Origin of the sequence: Nocardia sp. NPDC050413, assembly GCF_040655475.1 — a bacterium.
GTDB lineage: Bacteria > Actinomycetota > Actinomycetes > Mycobacteriales > Mycobacteriaceae > Nocardia > Nocardia coubleae.
Map to the genome: position 1 here is coordinate 708,494 of NZ_JBFAJZ010000002.1, position 24,207 is coordinate 732,700.

At 69.0% G+C, this 24,207-nt stretch carries 17 protein-coding genes; 11 read left to right on the forward strand and 6 right to left on the reverse strand.

Going from position 1 to position 24,207, the window contains the following annotated elements:
• The first annotated feature begins 84 nt into the window (after window positions 1-84).
• On the forward strand, window positions 85-1,044 hold the full coding sequence (locus AB0I19_RS09295) for a YafY family protein (RefSeq protein WP_357146444.1): 960 nt from the start codon (window positions 85-87) through the stop codon (window positions 1,042-1,044).
• Between the two features lie 8 nt (window positions 1,045-1,052).
• Here the strand turns inward: AB0I19_RS09295 and AB0I19_RS09300 are convergent, their stop codons facing one another.
• Complete coding sequence (locus AB0I19_RS09300; RefSeq protein WP_357146447.1) at window positions 1,053-1,454, reverse strand: RidA family protein; 402 nt, start codon at window positions 1,452-1,454, stop codon at window positions 1,053-1,055.
• A 97-nt stretch (window positions 1,455-1,551) separates the two neighbouring features.
• On the opposite strand from AB0I19_RS09300, the gene AB0I19_RS09305 reads away from it, so the two are divergent.
• The gene (locus tag AB0I19_RS09305) at window positions 1,552-2,523 is read left to right on the forward strand and encodes a WYL domain-containing protein (RefSeq protein WP_357146450.1); all 972 of its coding nucleotides are present in this window, start codon (window positions 1,552-1,554) and stop codon (window positions 2,521-2,523) included.
• A 10-nt stretch (window positions 2,524-2,533) separates the two neighbouring features.
• Here the strand turns inward: AB0I19_RS09305 and AB0I19_RS09310 are convergent, their stop codons facing one another.
• From AB0I19_RS09310 to AB0I19_RS09325, 4 genes are all read right to left on the reverse strand, one after another.
• Window positions 2,534-6,973 (reverse strand): SbcC/MukB-like Walker B domain-containing protein, encoded by a 4,440-nt coding sequence (locus tag AB0I19_RS09310; RefSeq protein ID WP_357146453.1) that lies wholly within the window; start codon window positions 6,971-6,973, stop codon window positions 2,534-2,536.
• Between the two features lie 4 nt (window positions 6,974-6,977).
• Window positions 6,978-8,339 carry a DUF2398 family protein gene (locus AB0I19_RS09315; RefSeq protein ID WP_357146455.1) on the reverse strand — a complete coding sequence of 454 codons (1,362 nt, stop codon included), beginning with the start codon at window positions 8,337-8,339 and terminating at the stop codon, window positions 6,978-6,980.
• Window positions 8,336-9,895, reverse strand: coding sequence for a TIGR02677 family protein (locus AB0I19_RS09320; RefSeq protein WP_357146458.1), 1,560 nt, complete (start codon window positions 9,893-9,895; stop codon window positions 8,336-8,338). Before AB0I19_RS09320 ends, AB0I19_RS09315 begins: the two co-directional genes overlap by 4 nt.
• Window positions 9,896-9,969: 74 nt before the next feature.
• A complete protein-coding gene (locus tag AB0I19_RS09325) occupies window positions 9,970-11,202 on the reverse strand; it encodes an XRE family transcriptional regulator (RefSeq protein ID WP_357146461.1) in 1,233 nt (410 codons plus the stop codon).
• Between the two features lie 237 nt (window positions 11,203-11,439).
• Between AB0I19_RS09325 and AB0I19_RS09330 the strand changes: the two genes are divergently transcribed.
• Window positions 11,440-11,745 (forward strand): hypothetical protein, encoded by a 306-nt coding sequence (locus AB0I19_RS09330; protein ID WP_067492061.1) that lies wholly within the window; start codon window positions 11,440-11,442, stop codon window positions 11,743-11,745.
• Between the two features lie 67 nt (window positions 11,746-11,812).
• Here AB0I19_RS09330 and AB0I19_RS09335 read toward each other — a convergent pair whose 3' ends face one another.
• Window positions 11,813-12,697 (reverse strand): PAC2 family protein, encoded by an 885-nt coding sequence (locus AB0I19_RS09335; RefSeq protein WP_067492062.1) that lies wholly within the window; start codon window positions 12,695-12,697, stop codon window positions 11,813-11,815.
• 126 nt (window positions 12,698-12,823) lie between these two features.
• Here AB0I19_RS09335 and metH point away from each other — a divergent pair, with 126 nt between their 5' ends.
• The 8 genes from metH to hisG all read left to right on the forward strand — a co-directional run bounded on the left by metH (window position 12,824) and on the right by hisG (window position 24,120).
• The gene (metH, locus tag AB0I19_RS09340; protein ID WP_357146464.1) at window positions 12,824-16,420 is read left to right on the forward strand and encodes a methionine synthase; all 3,597 of its coding nucleotides are present in this window, start codon (window positions 12,824-12,826) and stop codon (window positions 16,418-16,420) included.
• A 215-nt stretch (window positions 16,421-16,635) separates the two neighbouring features.
• Window positions 16,636-18,426 (forward strand): protein kinase, encoded by a 1,791-nt coding sequence (locus tag AB0I19_RS09345; protein WP_357146467.1) that lies wholly within the window; start codon window positions 16,636-16,638, stop codon window positions 18,424-18,426.
• A 76-nt stretch (window positions 18,427-18,502) separates the two neighbouring features.
• Window positions 18,503-19,195 carry an HAD family phosphatase gene (locus tag AB0I19_RS09350; protein WP_357146470.1) on the forward strand — a complete coding sequence of 231 codons (693 nt, stop codon included), beginning with the start codon at window positions 18,503-18,505 and terminating at the stop codon, window positions 19,193-19,195.
• Between the two features lie 157 nt (window positions 19,196-19,352).
• Complete coding sequence (locus tag AB0I19_RS09355; RefSeq protein ID WP_356981920.1) at window positions 19,353-20,216, forward strand: arpA protein; 864 nt, start codon at window positions 19,353-19,355, stop codon at window positions 20,214-20,216.
• A gap of 9 nt (window positions 20,217-20,225) precedes the next feature.
• A complete protein-coding gene (locus AB0I19_RS09360; protein ID WP_357146472.1) occupies window positions 20,226-21,041 on the forward strand; it encodes a class I SAM-dependent methyltransferase in 816 nt (271 codons plus the stop codon).
• Between the two features lie 9 nt (window positions 21,042-21,050).
• Window positions 21,051-22,865 (forward strand): choline/carnitine O-acyltransferase, encoded by a 1,815-nt coding sequence (locus AB0I19_RS09365; protein WP_357146475.1) that lies wholly within the window; start codon window positions 21,051-21,053, stop codon window positions 22,863-22,865.
• An 83-nt stretch (window positions 22,866-22,948) separates the two neighbouring features.
• Window positions 22,949-23,212 carry a phosphoribosyl-ATP diphosphatase gene (locus AB0I19_RS09370; RefSeq protein ID WP_067492188.1) on the forward strand — a complete coding sequence of 88 codons (264 nt, stop codon included), beginning with the start codon at window positions 22,949-22,951 and terminating at the stop codon, window positions 23,210-23,212.
• A gap of 56 nt (window positions 23,213-23,268) precedes the next feature.
• Window positions 23,269-24,120, forward strand: a complete 852-nt coding sequence (gene hisG, locus AB0I19_RS09375) for an ATP phosphoribosyltransferase (RefSeq protein WP_181699061.1) — start codon at window positions 23,269-23,271, stop codon at window positions 24,118-24,120.
• Window positions 24,121-24,207 lie beyond the last annotated feature (87 nt).

Sequence of the window (24,207 nt, forward strand, 5' to 3'; positions counted from 1 at the left end):
GGAACTCCTCGTGATCGGTGTGAATCCGACGCTACGAGGCGTCTAGGACAGGATCGGTCCTAGATGTGCGCGAGAATCGACATCGTGACCGACACCGCCGCCCGACTGCTCCGATTGCTCTCGCTGCTGCAGATGCCACGCGAATGGCCGGGCAGCGAACTCGCCGACCGCCTCGGCGTCACCGATCGGACCGTGCGCCGCGATATCGACCGGTTGCGCGAGCTCGGCTACCCGGTGCTCGCCGCGCTGGGCGCGAGCGGCGGCTACCGCCTCACCGCCGGGTCGGCGCTGCCGCCGCTGGTACTCGACGAGGACGAAGCGGTCGCGGTCGCCGTCGGGCTGCGGGTGGCGACCGGGCAGGCGGTCGGTGGGATCGCGGACGCGTCGGTGCGGGCGCTGACCAAACTCGAGCAGGTGCTGCCCGCGAAGCTGCGCCGACGGGTGCGGGTGGTCGGTGCCGCGGTCGGGGTGCGGGTGGGTGACGGGCCGACCGTCGACCCAGAGGTCCTCACCACGCTCGCCGCGGCCGTCGCCAACCGGGAACGGCTGCGCTTCGGCTACTTCGACGCGGACGGCGCCGAGTCCCGCCGCCACGCCGAACCGGTCGGCGTCGTCGCGTCCGGTCGGCGCTGGTATCTCGTCGCCTACGACCTCGACCGAGACGCCTGGCGCACCTACCGCGCCGACCGGATCGCCCACCCGCACCCGACCGGTGCCCGGATCACCGCGCGCGAGCTACCCGCGGCCGACGCCGCCGACTATGTGGCGGGACGCCGAACCGACTGGGCCACCGCCCCGTACCGGGCCGACGTCACCATCGACGCCCCGCTCGCCCGGGTCACCGGCCGACTCGGCGAGGACCCCGCCACACTGCACGCCACCGGTGCCTCCACCTGCCGCCTCACCGGCGTCCGCGACGACGACGCCGATTGGCTTGCCCGGCAATTGGTTTCGCTCGGAGTCGCGTTCCGGGTACACGACTCGCCCGAGCTGTCCGCGCGACTGCGCGCGATGGCGGAGCGCATCGGGCACGCGGTGGGGTGAGGACCGCGTCAGGGCCGGGCCGCGACCGCTTCCACCTCGAACAGCACATCGGGGGTGGCGAGCGCCACGACACCGATGAGTGTCTGGGTGGGTGGGGTGGTGCCCCAGTGCTCGGCGACGGCACCTGCGATCGGGCCGAGTTTCGTGACATCGTGGTTCACCACGTAGGTACGCAGCGCGACGACGTGGCTGAGATCCAAGTCGTGGGCTGCCAGGGCGGTGGCGATGTTGTCGAAGGTCCGCTTCACCTGGTCGGCGAAGTCACCGGAGACGACCGCGCCGTCGGCGTCGGAACCGTACTGGCCGGAGACGAAGACCAGCTCGGTGCCCGCCGGGACGGCGGCGGTGTGGCTGTAGCCGAACGGAACCGGATTGTGCAGGCCGTCGGGGTTGACGATGGTGTGCGCCATGCGAGGCACCTCTCGTGTGATGGGTCGTTGTGACGCAGCTGAGCCTGTCAGCAATACACGACATCCTCTGTCGTGTATTCCCGGTAATCTTTCGCGAGTGCGCGCCGACCGGCTTGTCTCCCTCGTGCTGCTGCTGCGCAGACACGGCCGGCTGACCGCGGACGTGCTGGCCCGCGAGTTGGAGGTTTCCACTCGCACCGTGCTGCGCGATATCGAGGCCCTCTCCGCGGCAGGCGTGCCGGTGTACGCCGAACGTGGCAGGCACGGTGGGTTCGCCCTGCTCCCCGGTTTTCAAACCGAACTCACCGGGCTGAATCACGACGAGGCGCTGGCGCTGCTCGTCGCCGGATCACGGCGCGGGGCACAAGCTTTCGGCCTCGGCGGCGCGCTGGCGTCGGCCATGCGCAAGGTCGTCGACGCACTGCCCGAGAGCTATCGCGACACCGCGACCGGCGCCGCCCGGCGACTGCTGGTCGACCCCGAGACCGACCTCCTGTCGCGTCGCGTCGTACCCGAGGACCTGCCCGACGCCGTGGTGGCCGAGGTCCGCCGCGCGGTGCTGACCGGGCACCGATTGCGCATCAACTACGCCGCCGTCGACCAGTCCGCGCAGTGGCGAACCGTGGACCCGATCGGCTTGGTCACCGTCGCCGACCAGAGCTATCTGCTTGCCACCAGGTCAGGGGAGGACCGCACATACCGCCTGTCGCGCATCCTCGACGCGGAGGAACTGCCCGAACCCGCGCAGCGGCCGGAGGACATCGACCTGGATCAGGCCTGGCGGGAACGCAGCACCCGGTTCCGGGCCGGCAGCGACCAGGTCGCCGTCGACGTCCGGGTGAACCCCACCCGCCGTGCGGAACTCATCGGCACGGCGGTGACACTCAGCTCCGAAACGGTCGAGGCCGACGGCCGACTCCGCCTCGAGCTGACCTTCCAAGACCCGCGTCATGCCGAATGGGCACTCTGGCAACTCGGCACCCACGCGGAAATCCTTGCACCGCAATGGCTGCGCACCACCCTGCACGACCGCGCGACCACCCTCGCCACCCACTACCGGTCGCCCTGAGACAGTGATCTCAGCCGACCGACGCCGGTTCTCCTGGCATCCCTTCCAACGTGAGGCCGCCTTCGATCGTGTTGGGGAGACGGCGGCGGTTGGGGGAGCCGAGGGCGGTGGTGAGGTCGCCGCCGTCGTGTTCGGCGAGGAGTTCGCCGCTGTCCCACACCAGAAGGGTCGCGCTCACGGTGTTCTCGGCGGTGGAGTGGGCCAGGTCGTAGTGAGCGCAGCCGGGGACGTGTGGGTAGGTGATCCACAGGTCGTAGCCGGTCATGAACAGGTCGAGGTCGAATTGCACACTGAGGCCGAGCAATTCGCTGCGGCCGTTGTCGTCGACGCCGGCGAAGGCCTCGTCCAGCGCCAGCAGGCGCGGTGCCTGCGGGTCGGCGGAATCGAGCATCACGTGGGCGGCGGCGAACAACGGCAGGTGCAGTGACACCGACTGCTCACCACCGGAGAGCGCGCTGTGGCGGGCGACGGTGAGCTTGTCCTCGGAGCCGTCGCCGGAGATCAGCGTGAACGAGAACACCCGCCACGACCGGTAATCCAGGGTGGCGGCGAGGATTTCGGGGTAGGAGCGTTCCGGGTGGGCGGCGCGGGCGGCCCGGATCTCGGCCGCGAAATGTGCGCGGACCGCACCCAGATCGTCCGGGCTCAGTGCCGAGGTGTCGCGGTCGAGCAGCTTGCACATGGCGCGCGCCGCCTCCGACAGACCGTCGGCCAGTACCCAGTGCACGCCGATGGTGTTGCCCGACGACATCCGCCGCTGCTTCATCTCCGTGCCCATGCGGGAGATGAGTTCCCTTGCATCCGTCGTTCTTTCGTGGATCTGCTGGGCCAAGCCGGTGAGTAGCGCGTCCTCGAGGATGCGGCGTTCGGCGTCGGTGAGCAACAGTTCCTGGTCGCGGCGTGCGGCGTCGATGCGCGCCGCGAAATCGGCGAGCGCGGTCTGGCCGTTCTCGTCGTGCACGGCCACCACGGTGAGCCCGTCGGCGGCGTCCCAGTGCAGGCGATAGTCGCGGCCGGAGGCGGTGAGCGCGGCGTCGAACTCCTGTAGTGCGCTGGTCACCGCCGATCGGGTGGACTTGCGCCCGGCCTCGGTGGCGCGAACCTGTGCGGTGACGGCATCCAGGTCGGCGAACATGGCCGCCACCTCGTCCGGCAAGACCACCGGATCGGTTTCCGGGCCCGCGGCGACGATGCGGTACTGCAGCTGCTCGGGTGTCGACCAGGCGGCCTCGCTGCTCGGCCACCGGTGTTCGACCGACGCGCCGAGCAGGCTCAGCAGGTCGGGCCGCGCGTACGGAGCCAGCGACCGCACCTCGGCGAGCACCTCGGTGAGCGCCGTGGCGAGCGCCTCGTGCGCCGTGCGATACGCCGCTTCCGCATCACCCACCGCCTCGATCGCCGCATTGGCCGCCTTGCGCGCGGCCCGCTGCTCGGCTTTGGCGGCTTCGATGGCCGCGCGTGCCGCATCCAGCTCACGGTCGATGTCGGCAGCACTGGCGCCCAACGCTTCTCGCAGCGTCTCGAGCTTGCGCTGCTGCTCGGTATATCCGGCGCGGGCCGCCTCGGCCTCCTCGGCGAACGCCTCCGCGAGGGCACGGGCCTCGTCGTGCCGATCGGCGCCCTCCCGTTCGCGCTCACGTTCCCGCTCGTGCTCGGCACGCAACCGCAACAGCCCGGTGCCGGTGTTCTCGAAATGCCGGATCGCCGCGGCCAGCGCGTCGAGTTCCCGTGCCTCACGCGGCGTGCGATGCGCCTGCGCCGCCGCCCGCACCTTCTTGTCCTGGGCGGCCACCTCGGCCACCGCCAGATCGAGCTCCCGCTCGGCCTGCGCGGCCGCCTCCACCCGCGACCGCATCAGCCCTGCGGTCTCCGCGACCGCCCGAAGTGCGGCGATCACCGCCGAAGGTCGTGGCAACGACTTCACCGCAGCGGTGAGCTCAGCCAATTGCGCTGCCGCCGAAGACTCTTCGGCCCGAGCCGCCTCGTATTCCGCGCCGGCCGCCTCGATCGCCGCCTCGATCTCGGCAAGCCGCAACGCGCGCCTGCGCGCCCGCGCGGTCGCACCGATGAACTCGGCCTCGATCTTGTGATGCCTGCCGACCAGGACACCCAGTCGAAAGTGGCCCGTTGTTCCGATCACCACGTGGCCGGCCTCGGCGGTCAGCGCACTCAGCGTGGCGCCTGGCATGGTCCGTCCCATGCCTTCGCCGTCCGCAACACCGGCGCGATGCGCACCCGTCGCCGCGACTGTCGTCGATTTCGCTCCGCCTGCGCCTGGTGCGGAGTCTGCTCGGGCCGGCGTGGTCGGCGCCGGGTGCGTCTCGGCGGCTTCGTAGCCTGAGTGGTCGTCGGCTGCCGTAGGGGCGGAGCTGTCCGATTCAGGGAGGAGTTCGTCGAGGGCGATGGAGGCGAGCACGGCAGCGACCGTGTCCCTCGGGACCTCGACCTCCGCCGTATTCTCCTCCACCACAAGAACATCGGCGAGGGTGCGACCGGTCGGGCGCTGGTCGAGGGGCAGTGGGAGCAGGAAGTGGTCCGACTCGACCTCGTCGGGCAGGTTCGGCCCGCAGATCCAGCTGTCGAGCAGACCTCCGGCCTGAAGCGCGGCCTCGATTCCCGCCGCCTCCTGCGCGGACACCCCATCGCCGAACCGCACCAGCTTCCACAGCGGAGCGCCCGGAAGTCCCTCGCGCATACCGGTTCTTGCCGGCGACGACGGAGGGGCGTCATCGTTTTCAGCAGCGATCTGCTTGCGTTCGGCCGTAAGTGCGTCGCGGCGCGCGGCGGCGGCATCAGCGCGCGCCCGCACCTCCTGCCGACGGGTGCGGAGCTGCTCACGTAGCGGCTCGATTCGCTCCGTCAAAACCTCTGCGGCAGAGGGAATATCTTCTACTCCGGCACCGGCGAAGGCGGTTTCCAGCGCCTCGAACAGTCCGGCGTCATCAGCGAGGCCGGCGAGGACACCGGAGTTGGTTTTCCACCAGGCCCGTAGGTTCGCGGCAGACTCCTTGCGCGCCAGGGCAACCGCGGCTTCCGCGTGGGCGACTTCGGCGGCTGCGGCGTCACGCAGCTCGACCGCGCGTTCGGCGAGGCGTTCGGCGCGGGTCCGGTCGGCGGCGGCGGATTCCCACTTGCTCACCGCCTTGCGGACCGCGCGCACGTCGGCGTCGCGTTCCTCGGCGTGGCCGCGGACAGCGGCGGTGAACTGGTCGCCTCGGCCGTCGGTGCCGGGCGTGGTCCATTCGATGCCCGCTTCCTCGGCGGCCGATCGGAGGGCTTCTTCGCCGCGTACCAGCGCGGCGGCGGCCGTGCGTACCGCTTCGGCCGCCTTCTCGGCTTCTTCGGCGCGGCGCTGCAAGGTCTGGGCGGCTTCGGCGGCCTTGTCGCGGTGGACGGCGGCGGAGGTTTCGAGTCGGCGGACGGCGTCGGCGAGGTCGTCGAGTTGCTGTTTGCCCTCGTAGGCGCTGGAGCGCTGCAGGTTCTCGCGGTCGGCGATGGCCTGTTCGTAGGCGCGGTCGGCCTCTTCGGCACGAGCCTCGGCGGCGGCGCGGTCGGCGTCGCGGCGGGTGCGTAAGGCGGTCGCGGCGAACAGGGCGGTCGAGGCATTGGTGACGGCGTCGAGCCGGGTGCGCACCTGATCGACATCCGATTTCGCTTGCACCGCGAGGTATTTGCGATACACATCGACGAAGCGCCGGGTGGCGGTGTCGGCCTGCACCAGCCCGTCGAGAGTGCGGCCCACTTCCTCCATATCGCTGAACGAACGCGCCGCGTCGAGGATGAGCTGTTCGTCGAGGGGCCGCAGACCGTCGGTGAGGGCCTGGGACAACCCGCGCGGGTCGAGGTTCTTGGCGAGCTGCGGGCGGCGCAGCGTGAGGATCAGGTTGATGAGCTGGTCGTAGCGCTGCATGCCGAGCCCGAACATGCGGGCGTCGATCGCGGCCCGGTATTCGACCGGGCGGTCGACGATGGCGTCGCTGCCGATCTGTTCGGCGAGCTGTTTGCGGGTGAGCGGGCGGTCGTCGGGGCCGATGAGCGAGAAGTCGACCCCCGCACGGCCGTCGGCGACGAAATACCAGCGCGTCACCTTGTCCGAGGACCGGGTGGCACGCATCCCGATACCGACCGTGACGACCTCGGGATCTTCCCAGCTGCCGCGCGCGAATTCCATCCACACGTACGAGTACGCCGATTCCTGCTTGCGGTAGAGCAGATTCGACTTCATGGTCCGTTCCTCACCGGCGAACGGATTGAGCCTGCGCGGCTCGATCCGCCCGTCGAGCACGAACGGGAACAGCACCTCGAGGGCCTTGGTCTTGCCGGAACCGTTGGGTCCGCGCAGTACCAGGCGTCCGTCGGCGAAACAGAACTCCTGGTCGCGGTAGTCCCACAGGTTGACGATGCCCGCGCGGGTCGGGACGAATCGCACTCCGCCGTGAATGAGCGTCATCTGCTCAGCTCCCTCCCACTCCGGTGCCGACATCAGCGGCGGTGACGAACAATTCCTCGGTCTTGCGCACCCGTACCGTGACGACCGCACCCCGGTATCTGGCCAGCGCGGGCAGTACGAGCAGACCGTCCTCGACGGGCCGGATAAGCCGCAACTTGGTCAGCAAGGCCAGTACCTCGGCGGTGAGGCCGGCGGCGTCGGCCTGCCATTGCGCGGCGAAGGTGGCACCGTAGCGATCGGTGAGCGCGGTGACGGTGGTGCGCACCCACGCATCGTCGAGGAATGGATAGGTGTCGGGTTCCTCGGCGATCTCGTCGTCGGAACCCGTTGCCGGGTCGGGTGTTTCGTCGGCCAGCGGGACGAACACCCCGGCCTCGGGGATCGCGGTGTCGAGCTGGTCGAGGAGTTCCTCGGCCGGATCGAGGTCGGGCAGTGGGCGATGTGGCAGCGGGTTGTCCAGATCCAGCACCGCGTCGGCGATCTCGCCGATCAGCAGCAACCCCACCTGGGCAAGGGTGCCCGTGCCGGGGAACCGGGTATCCGACAGGCGACCCGACGTGTCGATGAGCGCGACGCCCTCGGCCCGACGTTCGGCCCGCAGCCCGGTGCAGTACTCCACCTCACCGATCAGGCGCTCCTGGCCGAGCAGCGCCCGTTCACCGGGCGTCAGATCCGCGAGATACACGACCGGCCGCTCCACCAGCGCGCGCCGCACCCGGCGAGCGACGTCGGCCGCCACGTCGGTGTCCTCGGCCAGCAGACCGCGCACGCTGTGCAGGTGCTGCAATGCCCGCGGTGGCCGGAACAGCGCGAAAACCACCGGGCGGTCGATGTCGTAGAGCGCTTCACCCGCGTCGGGGTCACTGGCCCACCCGCTCGCGTCACCGTCGGCCAGGGTCAACGCGCCGCGCGCGCCGAGCCAACTGACGGCGTCGACAAAGGCGTCACGATCGGCCGCCCGCTCGGTGGACAGTTCGAGCCCATCGATGCGGCTCGCGTAATCGGCGACATGCTCTGCCAGTTCCGACAGGGTGATCTGATCCCCGGCCCGCCCCAACGCGGCCAACGCCAGCGACAGATAGGCATAGCGCCGCCGATCGAACACCCGATCGTTGACACTGCGCGCGGGCCGGGCATCCTCGAGCCGATCATGCACCGGATACAGCCGCGCGGTGGTCTCGGTGATCTCCACCCGATACCCGAACAGCTCGGCCATGTCCTCGCGCAGTTCGGTCGCCCACCGCCGGATCAGCGGCAAGGCGATCCGATCCGGATACACCCGCGTGACAAGGTGATTGGCCAGCATCACCCGGACCGCCCGCTGATAGCTGTCGAGCGCGAGCGCATCGATCCGCTGCCGCTTCACCGCTTGGCCCTCCGCCCCGTCGAACCCTGTACTTCGAGGCGGCGGTTGTTCAAGTGGAGCAATCCCGCCGCCGTGCGGATGACCGTCGACCCGTCGCACGGGCGAACCGTCAGGGTGACGCCGTTGTCGGAACCCGTTGTGCCCTCGACCCGTCCGCTCACCGGCACCCAGGCTGTGGAGGCCGCGTCGAGCAGGCGCAGCAGCACCTCGGTCTCGCGCTGGTCGAGTACTCGTTCGTGCACGTTGCCGGTGGCCAGGGACGCGGCGGCTGCCGCGCGTTCGCGCTGGGCGGCGAGTTGCGCCTCACGCAGGCGGCGCACCCCGGCGTCGTTGCGTGAGATCCGGGCGGGCGCGCCGGCGGCGGGGGCTCGGCCGGTTTCGGCGAGGGTACGGGAGATCTCCAAAGGTGGTGCGTCCCACCAGGATCGGTCGGCCGGGACCAGGTCGGCGTCGGGGTGTTCCAGCGACAGGTGCCGTGGTTTGCCGAGGCCGAACACCGCGTCGTAGAGGGCGTGCGCACTGCCCGAGGTGGGGGTGGCGACGAACCACGCCGCCAGGTGGCGCAGCGCCGATTCCCGGCTGATCCCGCCCCGGCGGGTCTCGGTGACCCGGCGCAACAGCGACAACACGGCCGCGATGGCGCTCATCGTCGCCTCCCGCAGCCGGTCGGCCTCGCACGACTCGCCCGGCTCGGTGCCCGCGACGAACCAGGTGCGCAACCCGTCCCAGCGGGCCCGCCAATCCGTCTCCCTTTCGACGGAACTCAGCAGCACCCGCTCGTCGCACCCGGCCGCCCGACCGATCAACGCCTCGACCCCGGTGTCCTCCACCTCGCCGATCGCGGCGGCCAGGCGAGGCGCGAACCGGGCCAGATCCATGCTGAATTCGCGCATGTGCGCGAGCAGCGCATCCTTGTGCGCCAGAAACGACTCGGGGGTGATCTCGGTGGTCCGCACCAGGTCGCCCAGCGACAGATAGAAGTGCGCGGCGCGTGCCGCCATGTCGGTGAGTGCGGCGTCCAGCCTGCGCAGGGTGGTGTAGACCCGCTCGGCGTCGCCCTCGCGATTGGCGGTCGCCAGGGTGCGCAGGTCCGCGAGGAGCTCGGGGAGCACCAACCGCGACAGCGACGCGTCCTCCATCCGGGCGGACAGCACCCCGGTCACCGCCTGATACGCCTGGAAACCGGCCTGCGCGAACTGGTACACGTAGTGCCGGTTGCGGTACTCGGCCAGGGTGGCCGCCCGGGTGCCGTCGTAGCTGCGCTCGAGCACACCCCAGCGGTGCAGTTGCTCGAGCAGCGGACCGATCTCGGCCGCCGACAGCGGCACCCCCGCCGGAGCGGGACCCTGCGTGCCCGCCTCGGCCTTGGCGATCCACTCGGCGACATCGTCGGCGTGCAGCAACACCACGTACGCCGCGCGCGCACTGTCGAAGGCGCGCAGAACCCGCAGGTAGTCGGCGCGTTTCTCGGCGGTGGCGAACGAGAACAACCGCAGCCGCTCGTCCCACAGGGCAGGGACGGCGCTGGGCAGGCCGTCGGCGCGGTGGTCGGTCACCGTAGACAGATTAGTGGTGACCGAGCACTGCTCCGACCGACCCGCCCCGGATCGGCGTGGCATCGCCGCCGCGCTCACCCGACGTTGAGCGAGCGCAACTGCTCGAGGAACGACTGGGTGCGCGGATCACCGGGGAAGCGTTCGATGATCTCGCGCGCCGCCTCGCCCGCGATCCAGGCCAGCGACGGCAGCGACTTGCGGCCCGCCGTGAACGCCGCGACACCTTCCTCCACCGCGCGCTCCAGATCGCGATCACGCACCGCGACCACCGCGAGCGTGAGCCGGGCTTCGGACACGCGCATCGGATTGCGCACACTGCCGTCGGGTCGCGTCGAATCCTTGATCACCTGCTGGGCATAGCGTTCCGCCAACCGGTCCTGCCCGGCCACCCGGCAGCAGTCCATGGCGTAGAAGTCGAATTTCGTTGCGTCGACGACGAAGTGGTTGTCCAGATCGGCCGGATGGCCCATCCGCGCCAGAATCGCCCGGCCCTCGTCGAGCGCGGTCTGCACCGCCCGGCGATCGCCCAGGCGCGCCCAGCCCTTGGCGCGTTGCGCGGCCAGCTGCACCCCGACACCCATCGACGTGGTCCCCGCCATCGCCTTCTCGGAGACGTCGATGGCGCCGCGAAAGTTGCCCTGGGTCAACGCGAACCACGCCGACATCTCCGCCGCCCAGCCCACGATTTCGGGGTTGCCCGCCTCGCGGCCGAGCGAATCCGCCGCCCGCCGAGTGGCTTCCGCGCCCGCCCGGTGGCCGAGGTCGTAATCGACGCAACCCACCAGCAACGCCACCCAGCCGGCCAGTACGAGTATTTCCCGATGCTGGCTCAGGGTGAGGCGGCCGTCGAGCAGCGAGGTGATCCGGCGCAACCACGCGGTTCCCTCGGCGTGCAGCTCGTGCGGGTCGGCGTAGGCGTACTCGCAGCACAACCGTTCGGCGGTGATCCGCACCGCGTCGAGGGTGGCGCTGTTGACATCGGACATGCGTAGCCTGCCGATGAATTCGAGTGTGTCCATACCGGTTGCGGATAACAGCTCGTCATCGCGGTTGGGACGGGACTTGGGGAAGAACGCGGCGGGGACGGTGTCGAACGCGGCCGCGATGATCGGCGCGTAGAACTCGTCGGGTCGTGATTCACCGGACTCCCAGCGGCGCCAATTGCGCAGCAGAGTACTGTCCGTCGGCAGGTTGTGTGAGGACTTGGCACGCATCGCGCGGACGGCGTCGGCTTGCGACCATCCCCTCGCGTCACGTTCCGAGCGCATCCGGACAGCCCAGACGGGTCGATCATCAGTTGCGGTCACGGCCGTAGTATTCCACCAGTTAACGTTCGGCGTCCCGGATAGGGCACGTAGATGTCATCGGTTTGACATCTGCTACAACGGAGGACGAATGCGCATGCTGTAAGTAGGTGCTCGGCCGGACCGATCACCCGCCCCGCAGGAGAGCTTGCGAGGCAACGCAGTACCCCCGCGCGGCGGCTGGCGCCGCGCGGGGGGATCCGACAACAGAACAGCGATCCCAATCCAACGGAGGTTCGGGTGGAAGCGTTGATCTATGGATACTTGCGTGACGATCTGGCCGAGGGCCAGGGCGATCAATTGGAGGATGCGCTACGCAGCCTCGCGGCTACGGCGGGGATGTGTTTCGCCGCGACGTTCCATGAATCGACCGCGGGTGACGGTGCGGCCTTCGCCGAACTCACCCAGGAATTGAAGCGGGCCGACGCGCACCACGTGGTGGTCCCGTCGCTCGATCACCTTGCCGGGCAGACGATTCCGCGTGACATGCTGATCGCCAAGCTGGCGCACGAGGCCGCCGCCCAAGTCCTCACCCTGGAGCGCTGAGATGACGGCCTCCGACACCGAACCACCATCCTGACGGCGGCGGCCCGAGCGGGCCGGTGCGTCGGGTCTACAGCCCGAAGCTTCCCGGCCCGCGCCTGCGCAGGTACTTCTCGAACTCCGCGGCGATCGCGTCACCGTCGATCTTCGACATCGTCTCGTTGAGATCGAGTGCCGCGTCGCCCCGTTCCTCGAGCGAGCGCACGTATTCGCTGATCTCCTCGTCGCCGACGGTCATCTCGTTCACCGCGGCCTCCCACTCCTCGGCTTGAGCAGGCAGCTCGCCGAGCGGCACCTCGATGTCGAGGACTTCCTCCACCCGGTGCAGCAGCGCGATCGTCGCCTTCGGATTCGGCGGTTGCGACACGTAGTGCGGCACCGCGGCCCAGAACGACACGGCGGGCACGCCTGCCTTCACGCACTGGTCCTGCAGCACACCGGTGATCCCGGTCGGACCCTCGTAGCGGGTCTGTTCCAGGTTGAATCGCTCGGCGGCCTCCGGGCTGTAGGCCGAACCGGTGACCGGCACCGGCCGGGTGTGTGGCGTGTCGGCCAGCAACGCGCCGAGGATCACCACCGTCTCCACACCCAGCTGTTCGATGAACTCGAGCAGGTCGTTGCAGAAGCTGCGCCAGCGCATATTGGGTTCGATACCGCGCAGCAGCACCACGTCGCGGTCGCTGCCGGGCGGCGAGCACACCGACAGCATGGTCGATGGCCACTGGATCTCCCTGGTCACCCCGTCGACCTGACGCACGGTCGGCCGGTTCACCTGGTAGTCGTAATAGTCCTCGGAGTCGAGTTCGGCCAGCGGCTCGGAGTCCCAGAGCAACTCCAGATGTTCGACCGCGCCACTGGCGGCGTCTCCGGCGTCGTTCCAGCCCTCGAAGGCCGCGACCAGCACGGGATTGCGCAACGTCGGCAGTTCCGTCTCGGGGGTCTCACTGGCATCCACCAGGTCAGCCTAGTGTCTTGTGCCAATTGTTTTGTGGCGACCGGCAGGGTTGCGTGTTGTGTGGCCCGGGCCACTGGATCACCGACAGTGGTCTCGTGTGTCGGAGGCGCCCACTAGTCTTGAACCATGCCTGCGTCCTTGCCCACCACTTTCGATACCACGCTCCTCGACACGCTGCGACGCCGTGTCGTCATCGGCGACGGTGCGATGGGCACGATGTTGCAGGCCGCGGACCTCACGCTCGACGACTTCCGCGGCCTCGAGGGATGCAACGAGATCCTCAACGACACCCGCCCCGATGTCCTCGCCGACATCCACCGCGCGTACTTCGCGGCGGGCGCGGACGCGGTGGAGACCAACACCTTCGGGTGCAACCTGCCCAACCTCGCCGACTACGACATCGCCGACCGGATCCGCGACCTGTCCGAGCGCGGCACCCGTATCGCCCGCGAGGTGGCCGACGAGATGGGTCCGTCAGCCGACGGCACCCCGCGCTACGTCCTCGGGTCGATGGGTCCGGGTACCAAGCTGCCGACGCTGGGCCATGCACCGTTCGCCGCGCTGCGCGACGCCTACACCGAGGCCGCGCTCGGCATGCTCGACGGCGGCGCCGACGCCATCCTCATCGAAACCTGCCAAGACCTGTTGCAGGTGAAGGCCGCGATCACCGGCAGCCGCCGGGCGATGCTCGCCGCCGGTCGCCGGATCCCGATCATCACCCATGTGACGGTGGAAACCACCGGCACCATGCTCGTCGGCAGCGAGATCGGTGCGGCGCTCACCGCGCTGGAACCGCTCGGTATCGACATGATCGGCCTGAACTGCGCCACCGGGCCCGACGAGATGAGCGAGCACCTGCGGCACCTGTCGCGCCACGCCACCATTCCGGTGTCGGTGATGCCGAACGCCGGTCTGCCGGTACTCGGTGCCAAGGGCGCGGAGTACCCGCTCACCGCCGAGGAACTGGCCGTCGCGATGAGCGGTTTCGTCTCCGAGTTCGGGCTGTCGATGGTCGGTGGTTGCTGTGGCACCACGCCCGAGCACATCCGTCAGGTCGCCGAGGCGGTGCGCGAGGTCGAGAAGACGCTGCCGCCGATCGGCGATCGCCGTCACCCCGAGCACGAACCCGCCGTGTCGAGCATGTACACCGCCGTGCCGTTCGAGCAGGACGCCTCGATCCTGATGATCGGTGAGCGCACGAATGCCAACGGCTCCAAGGCTTTCCGCGACGCGATGCTGGACGCCGACTGGCAGCGTTGCCTCGAGATCGCCAAGGACCAGACCCGCGACGGCGCCCACATGCTCGACCTGTGCGTCGACTACGTGGGCCGCGACGGCGCCGCCGACATGAACGAGCTGGCTTCGCGCCTGGCTACCTCGTCCACCCTGCCGATCATGCTCGACTCCACCGAGGTCGCGGTCCTGCAGGCCGGGCTCGAGCACCTGGGCGGCCGGTGCGCGGTGAACTCGGTGAACTACGAGGACGGTGCCGGTCCCGAGTCGCGGTTCCAGCAGATCATGGCGCTGGTCGCCGAGCACGGTGCCGCCGTGGTCGCGCTGACCATCGACGAGGAGGGCCAGGCCCGCACCGCGGACCACAAGGTCGCCATCGCCGAGCGGTTGATCGCCGACATCACCGGCAACTGGGGGCTGGCCGAGTCCGACATCATCATCGACACGCTGACCTTCACCCTCGGCACCGGCCAGGAGGAGTCGCGCAAGGACGGTCTCGAGACCATCAACGCGATCCGCGAACTCAAGCGCCGCCACCCGCAGGTGCAGACCACCCTCGGTCTGTCCAACATCTCCTTCGGCCTGAACCCGGCCGCCCGGCAGGTGCTGAACTCGGTGTTCATGCACGAGTGCGTGGAGGCCGGGCTCGACTCGGCCATCGTGCACGCCTCGAAGATCCTGCCGATGAGCCGGATCCCCGACGAGCAGCGCGAGACCGCCCTCGACCTGATCTACGACCGCCGCGGCGAGGACTACGACCCGCTGCAGAAGCTGATGGCCATGTTCGAAGGCGTGTCGACCGCGTCGTCGAAGGCCTCGCGCGCCGAGGAGCTGGCCGCGCTGCCGCTGTTCGAGCGCCTGGAACGCCGCATCGTCGACGGTGAACGCAACGGTCTCGGCGAGGATCTGGACGAGGCGATGAAGTCGGTGCCGCCGTTGCAGATCATCAACGAGACGCTGCTGTCGGGCATGAAGACCGTCGGTGAGCTGTTCGGTTCGGGCCAGATGCAGCTGCCGTTCGTGCTGCAATCGGCCGAGGTGATGAAAACCGCTGTGGCGCACCTGGAACCGCACATGGAGGCCACCGACGACTCGGGCAAGGGCCGTATCGTGCTGGCCACGGTGAAGGGCGATGTGCACGACATCGGCAAGAACCTGGTCGACATCATCCTGTCCAACAACGGCTACGAAGTGGTGAACCTGGGCATCAAGCAGCCCATCGCCACCATCCTCGACGCCGCCCAGGACAAGAAGGCCGACGTGATCGGCATGTCCGGCCTGCTGGTGAAGTCCACCGTGGTGATGAAGGAGAACCTGGCCGAGCTCAACGCCAAGGGCGTGGCCGAGCAGTTCCCGGTGCTCCTCGGCGGTGCCGCGCTCACCCGCTCCTACGTCGAGAACGACCTCACCGAGGTCTACGACGGTGAGGTGCACTATGCGCGTGACGCTTTCGAGGGTCTGCGGTTGATGGACGAGATCATGACCGTCAAGCGCGGCGGTGGCCTCGACCCCGACAGCCCCGAGGCGATCGAGGCGAAGAAGAAGGCCGCCGAGCGCAAGGCCCGCCACGAACGGTCCAAGCGGATCGCCGCCGAGCGCAAGGCCGCCGAGGCGCCCATCGTGGTGCCCGAGCGTTCCGACGTGGCCGCCGATCAGCCGGTGCCGACCCCGCCGTTCTGGGGCACGCGTGTGGTGAAAGGCCTTCCGCTGGCGGAGTATTCGGGTCTGCTCGACGAGCGGGCCCTGTTCCTCGGGCAGTGGGGTCTGCGCGGGCAGCGTGCTGGTGACGGCCCGAGCTACGAGGAACTGGTCGAGACCGAGGGCCGCCCCCGGCTGCGGTACTGGCTCGACCGGCTGGCCACCGAGGGCGTGTTGCAGCACGCCGCCGTGGTGTACGGGTACTTCCCGGCGGTGTCGGAGGGCGACGAGGTCATCGTGCTGACCGAGCCGGAACCCGATGCACCCGAACGGTATCGGTTCACCTTCCCGCGTCAGCAGCGTGACCGGTTCCTGTGCATCGCCGACTTCATCCGCTCGCGGGACAAGGCCCGCGAGACCGGTCAGGTCGACGTGCTGCCCTTCCAGCTGGTCACCATGGGCCAGCCCATCGCCGACTTCGCCAACGCCCTGTTCGCGGGCGACAGCTACCGCGACTACCTCGAGGTGCACGGTATCGGCGTGCAGCTCACCGAGGCGCTGGCCGAGTACTGGCACCGCCGGGTGCGTGAGGAACTGAGCATCGACGGGCAGCCGGTCGCCGACAGCGACCCGGCCGATGTGCAGGACTACTTCAAGCTCGGCTACCGGGGTGCGCGGTACTCCTTCGGCTACGGTGCCTGCCCGGACCTCGAGGACCGCGCCAAGCTCGTCGACCTGCTCGACGCGGGCCGGGTCGGGGTGACGCTGTCGGAAGAACTGCAGCTGCATCCCGAGCAGTCCACCGACGCCTTCGTCCTGCTGCATCCCGAGGCGAAGTACTTCAACGCCTGACATCGGTGTTCGGTGATCGGGCCGGTCCACCTCGGACCGGCCCGATTCGTACTGTGCCCGTTGTGAATCTGATCACGAACCAGGCGGGTCGACCATGGTGGTCGATGGTCGGCAACGGAATCGAAGCACTGAGGCACGTAGGATTTTCGGAAGTTTCATCCCGCTGTGGCGCGGAGGGCTGGACGACTCGGCGGTAAGCAGGAGGGGCACACGTTATGACATCGGATCGGTTGATCGCGGGACGCTATCGACTCACCGACCCGATCGGCACGGGTGCGATGGGCGTGGTGTGGCGCGCCACCGACGTCCGGTTGCGGCGCACCGTCGCGGTCAAGCAGGTGCTGCTCGCGCCGGGTCTCACCGGAACCCAAGCGCTGGAAGCGAAATTGCGGGCCATGCGTGAGGGCCGCATCGCCGCCCGCTTGCACCACCCCAACGCCATCACCGTCTTCGATGTCGCCGAAGAGGACGGCCAGCCCTGGCTGGTCATGGAATACATGAACGCGCCGAGCCTCGCGGTGAAGATCTCCGGCGGGGCGACGCTGTCACCGATCGAGGTGGCCGGAATCGGCGCGCAGGCCGCGGCGGCGTTGTCCGCCGCGCACGACGCCGGGATCATGCACCGCGATGTGAAACCGGCCAACCTGCTCGTCGGTGACGACGGCACCGTCAAGCTCACCGACTTCGGCATCTCGCACGCCACCGGCGATGTCACCGTCACCGCGACGGGTTTCCTCGCGGGCACCCCCGCCTATCTGGCGCCCGAGATCGCCCGCGGTGACAACCCGAAGCCGGCCGCCGACGTGTTCGCCCTCGGTTCCACGCTCTACGCCGCCGTCGAGGGCGCGCCGCCGTTCGGTGAGGGCGACAATCCCCTCGCTGTCCTGCACGCCGTCGCGCGCGGGGTGGTGTCCGAGCCGAAGAAGGCGGGCCCGCTCGGACCGGTGCTGATGTGGTTGCTCACCGCCGACGACACCGAGCGCCCGACCATGGCACAGGCGCGGCGTGCGCTGGAAGACGTTGCGGCAGGGCGTGTTCCGGCGCTGCCCGCCACCGCGACCAAGGTGCTCGCGCTCGGTGAGACGCCTGCCGAATCGCCCGCACCCGAGAGCGGGGGAGTGAAGGCGGCCGGATTGCTCGGCAGCGGTCTGGCTCTCGCCAAGGCGGCCCGCTCCGCGATCACCGGCGGCTCGTCGGGCCCCGCGGGCCTGGTCGGACCACCGCCCCCGGCCGAACCGCGGGTCCAGGACGCCGCGGCATCGGCGAACGACATCGACTCCGCCGCCGCGACCGAATTCATCGGTGGTGTAGGTGATATCGGCGGGCATTCGTCGGGCAGGCCGCCCGCCTTCCCTGTCGCGCCGCCGCGGACCGATTCGTCGAACAACCGCGCCGTGCTGTTGCTCGCCGCCGCCGTCGCCGCGTTCACGGTGATGCTGGTCGTCCTTGTCGTCACCCGTGACCGTGGCGGTGACGCCGGGCAGCAGGCGCAGGACCCGCCCTCACCCGTCACGGTCACCACCATGGTCGACGGCAAGGTGAGCACCGTGGTGATCGTGCCCGAGCAGGAGACGATCACCGTCTCGGCGCCGCCGCCGTCCGGGGTCACCACCGCACCCACCTCCACCCCGGCCACGAGCAGCGCGACCTCCACCCCGCGCCCCACCACGACCACCATCACCACGACACCGTTCGGCCCACCGACGCCCGAACGCATCAACCAGTTCATCGCGAGCTACTACGGGATGCTGCCCGGCAACACCAGCGGCGCCTGGTCGCGCCTTGCCCCCGGCTACCAGGCCCAGACCGGCGGCTTCGGCCAGTACTCGTCGTTCTGGTCGACGGTGCGCTCGGTGACTGTCGGATCGATCACCCCCAGCGGCCCCGATCGCGCGGTCGTCTCGCTCACCTATCACCTCACCAACGGGTCGGTGAGCTCGGAGAACCGCTGGATCCAGGTCACCGGCGACGCGGGCAACCTCCAGATCGCCGGATCAGGGGTATGAGCCGAACCCGTTAGGCTTGACCGGGCCCCGCGAGCGCTGGTGCCGGCGAGACGACGAGAACGAGGCGAGTGAACACGTGAGCGCGCGACCGGCCGCGGTGCTGTGGGACATGGACGGCACGCTGCTCGATTCGGAGAAGCTGTGGGACATCGCGGTGCGCGAGCTGGCCCGCGAACACGGCCACGAGATGAGCGACGAGTTGCGCCACTCCCTCATCGGCGCTTCGGGACCCAATGCGCTGCGCATGCTCTTCGACGGCATCGGCGTCACCGCGACCCCGCAGGTGATCGCGGCGGCGGGGGAGTTCCTCGAACAGCGCGTCACCGAACTGATGCTCGGCCCCATCCCGTGGCGCCCCGGCGCGCTCGACGCGCTGAACATGGTGCGCGCGGCGGGTCTGCGCTGCGCGCTGGTGACCAACACCAAACGCTCGCTCACCGAGTACGGCCTCGACACCCTCGGCAGGCACTTCTTCGACCTGTCGGTCTGCGGTGACGAGGTGGCCCACGGCAAGCCCGCACCCGACATCTACCTGCGCGCGGCCGAACTGCTCGGTGTCGATCCGGCCGACTGTGTCGCGCTGGAGGACTCGCCGACCGGTGCGCTGGCCGCGCAGGGTGCCGGCTGCGCGGTGATCGTGATTCCCTGCGAAATCGAGGTTCCCGAGGTCGCCGGGCGGGTATTCAGGGAATCACTGAACGGATTGTCGGTGGCCGACCTGCGCGCCGCCTTCGCCGCACGGGACGAACGGGCCACTGCCACCGCGTGATAGGGCGTAATAGCCTACCGTGATAATTCCGTCATCGGAGTGGAATTTGCGAAAACTGTTGTGGCACAGATGAATTCACCTCCCTGTGATCTGTTCGGGATTGGCTGATTCGACCGAATCCCGGGCGTGTCACAGAATTTTCGCGCAAACTGTTTCCATGACAGGCACGCGGGGGCTTGACGAAATCGTCGACATCGCACGGTATCCACTCACCGATCCGGGTGATCCGGGTAGACAGGCCGCGATCGACGCGGCCCGTGCCGAACTCGCCGAGGACGGCTGTACCGTGCTGCGGGAATTCATCCGCCCGCAGCTGCTCGACACCCTGCGCGCCGAGGGCGAGGCCATCGCCCCGCACGCCCACTACAAGGTGGAGCGGGTCAATGCCTACAACATCCCGCTCGACGCCGACCTGCCCGCCGATCACCCGGCGCGCATCGTGCTCGACCGGGGCAACGCCTTCGTCGCCCGCGACCACATCCCCACCGATGCGCTGATCCAGCGCCTCTACACCGACCCCGTGTTCCAGCGCTTCGTCGCCGACTGCTTCGAACTCGACGAGCTGCACGAATTCGCCGACCCGCTGGCCGGGCTGTGCCTGAACGTGGTCGAGCCGGGCATGTCGCACCCCTGGCATTTCGACACCAACGAATTCACCGTCAGCATGCTCACCCGCCGCCCCGACTCGGGCGGTGTCTTCGAGTACTGCCCCAACATCCGCGACCCGCACGCCGAGAATCTCGACGACGTGCGGGCCGTGCTCACCGGCGAGGGCGGGCGCTTCATCCGGGCGCTCGAGCTGCGCCCGGGCGACCTGCAACTGTTCAAGGGCCGCTTCTCCCTGCACCGCGTCACCGAGGTGACCGGTGCCGGACAACGACATTCGGCGATCTTCGCCTACACGGACCGGCCAGGGGTGATCGGCACTGTCGAACGCACCAGGCAGCTGTTCGGCCGTGTGCTACCCGATCACGTGGCCGCCGCGGCCGCCGCCGTCCGAGGTGACCGACTGCTCGACTGAGAGGAACCCATGTCCGTTCCGTTGCACACCACCGGTAAAGCATCCTTCGACGACATCTACGAGAGTCCGGACCCGCGTGCGTATTTCGCGCGCATGAACGAGCTGGACTACCGGATCCCGGAACTGGCGAAGCCGCATTTCGCCGAGCAGTTGCGCCAGCTGCGCGCCGCGCGCCCGGACCGCATCCCGACGGTGCTCGACCTGGGCTGCTCCTATGGAGTGAACGCGGCGCTGCTGCGGACCGACACCACCGTCGACGAGCTGGCCACGCACTACCGCGACCACGCCGACACCGACCGCGTCGGCCTCATCGCGGCGGACCGGGAGCGGTTACGCACCGACCTGATGCCCGACGTACGCTTCATCGGGATGGACGCCGCACGCCCGGCGCTGACCTACGCCCACGCCGCCGGACTCCTGCACGACTATGTGCACGCCGACCTCGAGGCCACCGAGCCCACCGAGGCACAGCGACGTGTGCTCGCCTCCGCCGATCTGGTGATCTCCACCGGATGCGTCGGCTACATCACCGAGAAAACCCTGTCCAGGGTCGCGCAAGCCGATCCACACAAGCGACCGTGGATGGCGCACTTCGTGTTGCGTATGTTCGACTTCGATCCCATCGCCGCCGAACTCGCCGCGCTCGGCTATCGCAGTGAGCAGCGGCCCGGTATGTTCCAGCAGCGTCGCTTCGCCTCGGCGCAGGAACGTCAGCAGGTACTCGATGCGTTGGCGGCCAAGGGAATCGACACCACCGATCACGAAGCCGAAGGCTGGCTCTACGCCAACCTGTTCCTGTCCCGCCCGCATCCCATCGAGACCTGAGGATCTGGATTGAACCAACCCACGTTCGCCGCCGAAGACACCCTGCCCCGGGTTCCGCTGCCGACACTGGAAGACAGTTGCGCGCGGTTCCTGCAGTGGTGCGCTCCGCTGCTCGGCGCCGAGGAATACGCCACCACCGAGGGCGCGGTAGCCGAGCTGCTGCGCCCCGGTGGGGCCGGGCGCACCCTGCACGCCGCGCTGGCCGAATACGACGCCACACCTGGCGTCGGCAGCTGGCTCGACGAGTTCTGGCCCTCCCGCTACCTGGGCCGCCGCGACCGGATCGCGCTCAACGCCAACTTCGTGTTCCTGTTCCGCGACGACACGCCGCTGGCGTCGTCGACGCCGGCGGGGCAGGCCGAGCGGGCCGCCGCGCTCATCGGCGCCGCTGTCGACTACAAGCTGGCCCTGGACGCGGAGAAGATCCCGCCGGTCACCCAGCGTGGACAGCAGTTGTCGATGTGGCAGAACAAATACCTGTTCTCTGAGACCCGGATTCCCGGAGAGGTGCAGGACAGCGTTCGCAAGCCCTACAGCGACGAATGGCCGGGGCCATCGGACGCCCGCCACATCGCGGTCTTCTACCGCGGCAACATCTTCCGGATGGACGTGGTCGGGGCCGACGGTGCGCCGTACGCGTTCTCCGACCTCGTCGACGGGCTGCGTGCGGTGATCAAGGCGGGCACCAAGCCGGCCGCCACCGATACCTCGGTCGGTCATCTCACCACCAAGGCGCGCGCCGAATGGGCCCGCAGCCGGGCCGCCCTGCGCACCGTGCCCGCCAATGTGGAGGCGTTCGACGCCATCGAGACCGCACTGTTCTCGGTGTGCCTCGAGGACTTCGCGCCCCGCGACGAACTGCACGCCTGCGATCAGCTCCTGCACGGCGACAGCGGCAACCGCTACTTCGACAAGTCGGTGTCGTTCATCGTCTTCGCCGACGGCCAGGCAGGCATCAATATCGAGCACTGCGGGCTCGACGGCACAACGGTGCTGTCGTTCGTCGACGCGCTGCTCGAACGCGGCGCCGACGACCACGCCGCCACCAGCGGCGCCAAGGCGCAGGGACTGCCCGCCGTCGAGCCGGTCGAGTTCGAGCTCGACTCGGCGGCGCGGGCCGATATCGCCGCCGCCGGAGCGGATTTCGCGAAGTTCGCCGCCGACACCGCCACCTCGCTGGTGTCGTTCGACGACTTCGGCACCGCCGACGCCAAGAAGCTCGGCATCTCACCGGACGCGTTCGCGCAGTTGAGTTATCAGCTCGCGCACCGGCGCAGCAAGGGCATCACCGGGGCGACCTACGAGTCCATCGCGACCCGTCAGTTTCGCAACGGCCGCACCGAGGCCATGCGGGTGGTGACACCGGAGATGGTGGCCTTCGTCGACGCCATGGTCGATCCGGGGGCCGACCAGGAGACGAAGCTCGCCGCCGCGCGCACCGCCGCCGCCGCGCACGTGAACCGCGCCAAGGAATGCCAGGCCGGCCAGGCACCCGAGCAGCACCTGTGGGAGCTCGAGTGGATCCAGCGCCGCCGCGGTGCCGAGCTCGGTGTGGACGGTGAGCGGATCGCGTTGTTCGACAGCCCCGGCTGGACCGTCATGCGTGACGACTACCTGTCGACCAGCTCGGCTCCCTCGCAGTACATCCGCTACTTCGGTTTCGGGTCCACCAGCCCGCGCTGTATCGGCATCGCCTACGTGCTGCTGCCGGACCGCTGGAACATCTACCTGGCCACGCCGAAGTCGGTGGCCGATCAGATGTACGCGTTCGCCGACCACCTGCGTACGGCGGTAGCCGAACTGCGGGAGTTGCTCGCGGCGTAATCGCCCGTCCCGCGCACCCCGGCCCCGCCCGGGCCGTGGTGCGCGGGAAAACCGCTGTGCATCGTGTGAAACAATCGTTGATCGTGAAGAACTTCGAGTCCCTGTTCGCCGAGCTGACCGAGCGTGCCAAGACCCGTCCCGAGGGGTCGGGCACCGTGGCCGCGCTGGACGCGGGCGTGCATTTCCAGGGGAAGAAGGTGCTCGAGGAAGCCGGTGAGATCTGGCTGGCCGCCGAGCACGAGAGCGACGAGGCCCTCGCCGAGGAGATCTCCCAGTTGCTGTACTGGGTCCAGGTGATGATGGTGGGTCGCGGGCTGACGCTCGAGGACGTGTACCGACATCTGTGACGGCTGATCCGTCCGGTTCGACACTCCTCCCGTCATCCCCGAAAGGACCACCTTCCATGTTGCGCGTCGCAGTTCCCAACAAGGGCTCGCTGTCGGAATCCGCCGTCTCCATCCTCAGCGAGGCCGGCTACCGCAAACGCACCGACTCCCGTGACCTCACCGTCCTCGACCTCGCCAACCAGGTCGAATTCTTCTTCCTCCGGCCCAAGGACATCGCCATCTACGTCGGCTCCGGCGAGCTCGACCTCGGCATCACCGGCCGCGACCTGGCCCTGGACTCCGGTTCCCCGGTCACCGAACGCCTCTCCCTCGGCTTCGGTCGCTCCACCTTCCGCTACGCCGCCCCCGCCGGGGAGGACTGGAAGGTCGAAGACCTCGCGGGCAAGCGCATCGCCACCTCCTACCCGAACCTGGTGCGCGCCGACCTGGCCCGCTTCGGCATCGACGCCGAGGTGATCCGCCTCGACGGCGCCGTCGAGATCTCCATCCAGCTCGGCGTGGCCGACGCCATCGCCGACGTGGTCGGTTCCGGACGCACCCTGCGTCAGCACAACCTCGTCGCCTTCGGCGAGTCCCTGTGCGACTCGGAGGGCGTGCTCATCGAGCGCACAGGTGCCGACCGCGACGACCGCGCCCGCAACCAGCTCATCAACCGCATCCAGGGCGTGGTGTTCGCCCAGCAGTACCTGATGCTCGACTACGACTGCCCCAAGTCGCTGCTCGACCAAGCCGCCGCCATCACCCCCGGCCTGGAATCACCGACCGTCTCGCCCATGCGCGATCCCGACTGGGTCGCCGTCCGCGCGTTGGTCCCCCGTAAGCAGGGCAACGAGCTGATGGACCGTCTCGCCGAACTGGGTGCCAAGGCCATCCTCGCCACCGACATCCGCTCCTGCCGAGCTTTCTGAGCTGATTTGTTGTCCAGGCCCTCACCTGTTCGTGCAGGTGAGGGCCTCTTTAGATTCCTGGCATCGGTACGCCCCCACTCACGGGCT

Coding starts and splice junctions, on each gene's coding strand:
- AB0I19_RS09300 (WP_357146447.1), bottom strand. CDS start 1,454: ATGGCGCACACCATCGTCAACCCCGACGGCCTGCACAATCCGGTTCCG.
- AB0I19_RS09310 (WP_357146453.1), bottom strand. CDS start 6,973: ATGACGCTCATTCACGGCGGAGTGCGATTCGTCCCGACCCGCGCGGGC.
- metH (WP_357146464.1), top strand. CDS start 12,824: ATGCCTGCGTCCTTGCCCACCACTTTCGATACCACGCTCCTCGACACG.
- AB0I19_RS09345 (WP_357146467.1), top strand. CDS start 16,636: ATGACATCGGATCGGTTGATCGCGGGACGCTATCGACTCACCGACCCG.
- AB0I19_RS09355 (WP_356981920.1), top strand. CDS start 19,353: ATGACAGGCACGCGGGGGCTTGACGAAATCGTCGACATCGCACGGTAT.
- AB0I19_RS09360 (WP_357146472.1), top strand. CDS start 20,226: ATGTCCGTTCCGTTGCACACCACCGGTAAAGCATCCTTCGACGACATC.
- hisG (WP_181699061.1), top strand. CDS start 23,269: ATGTTGCGCGTCGCAGTTCCCAACAAGGGCTCGCTGTCGGAATCCGCC.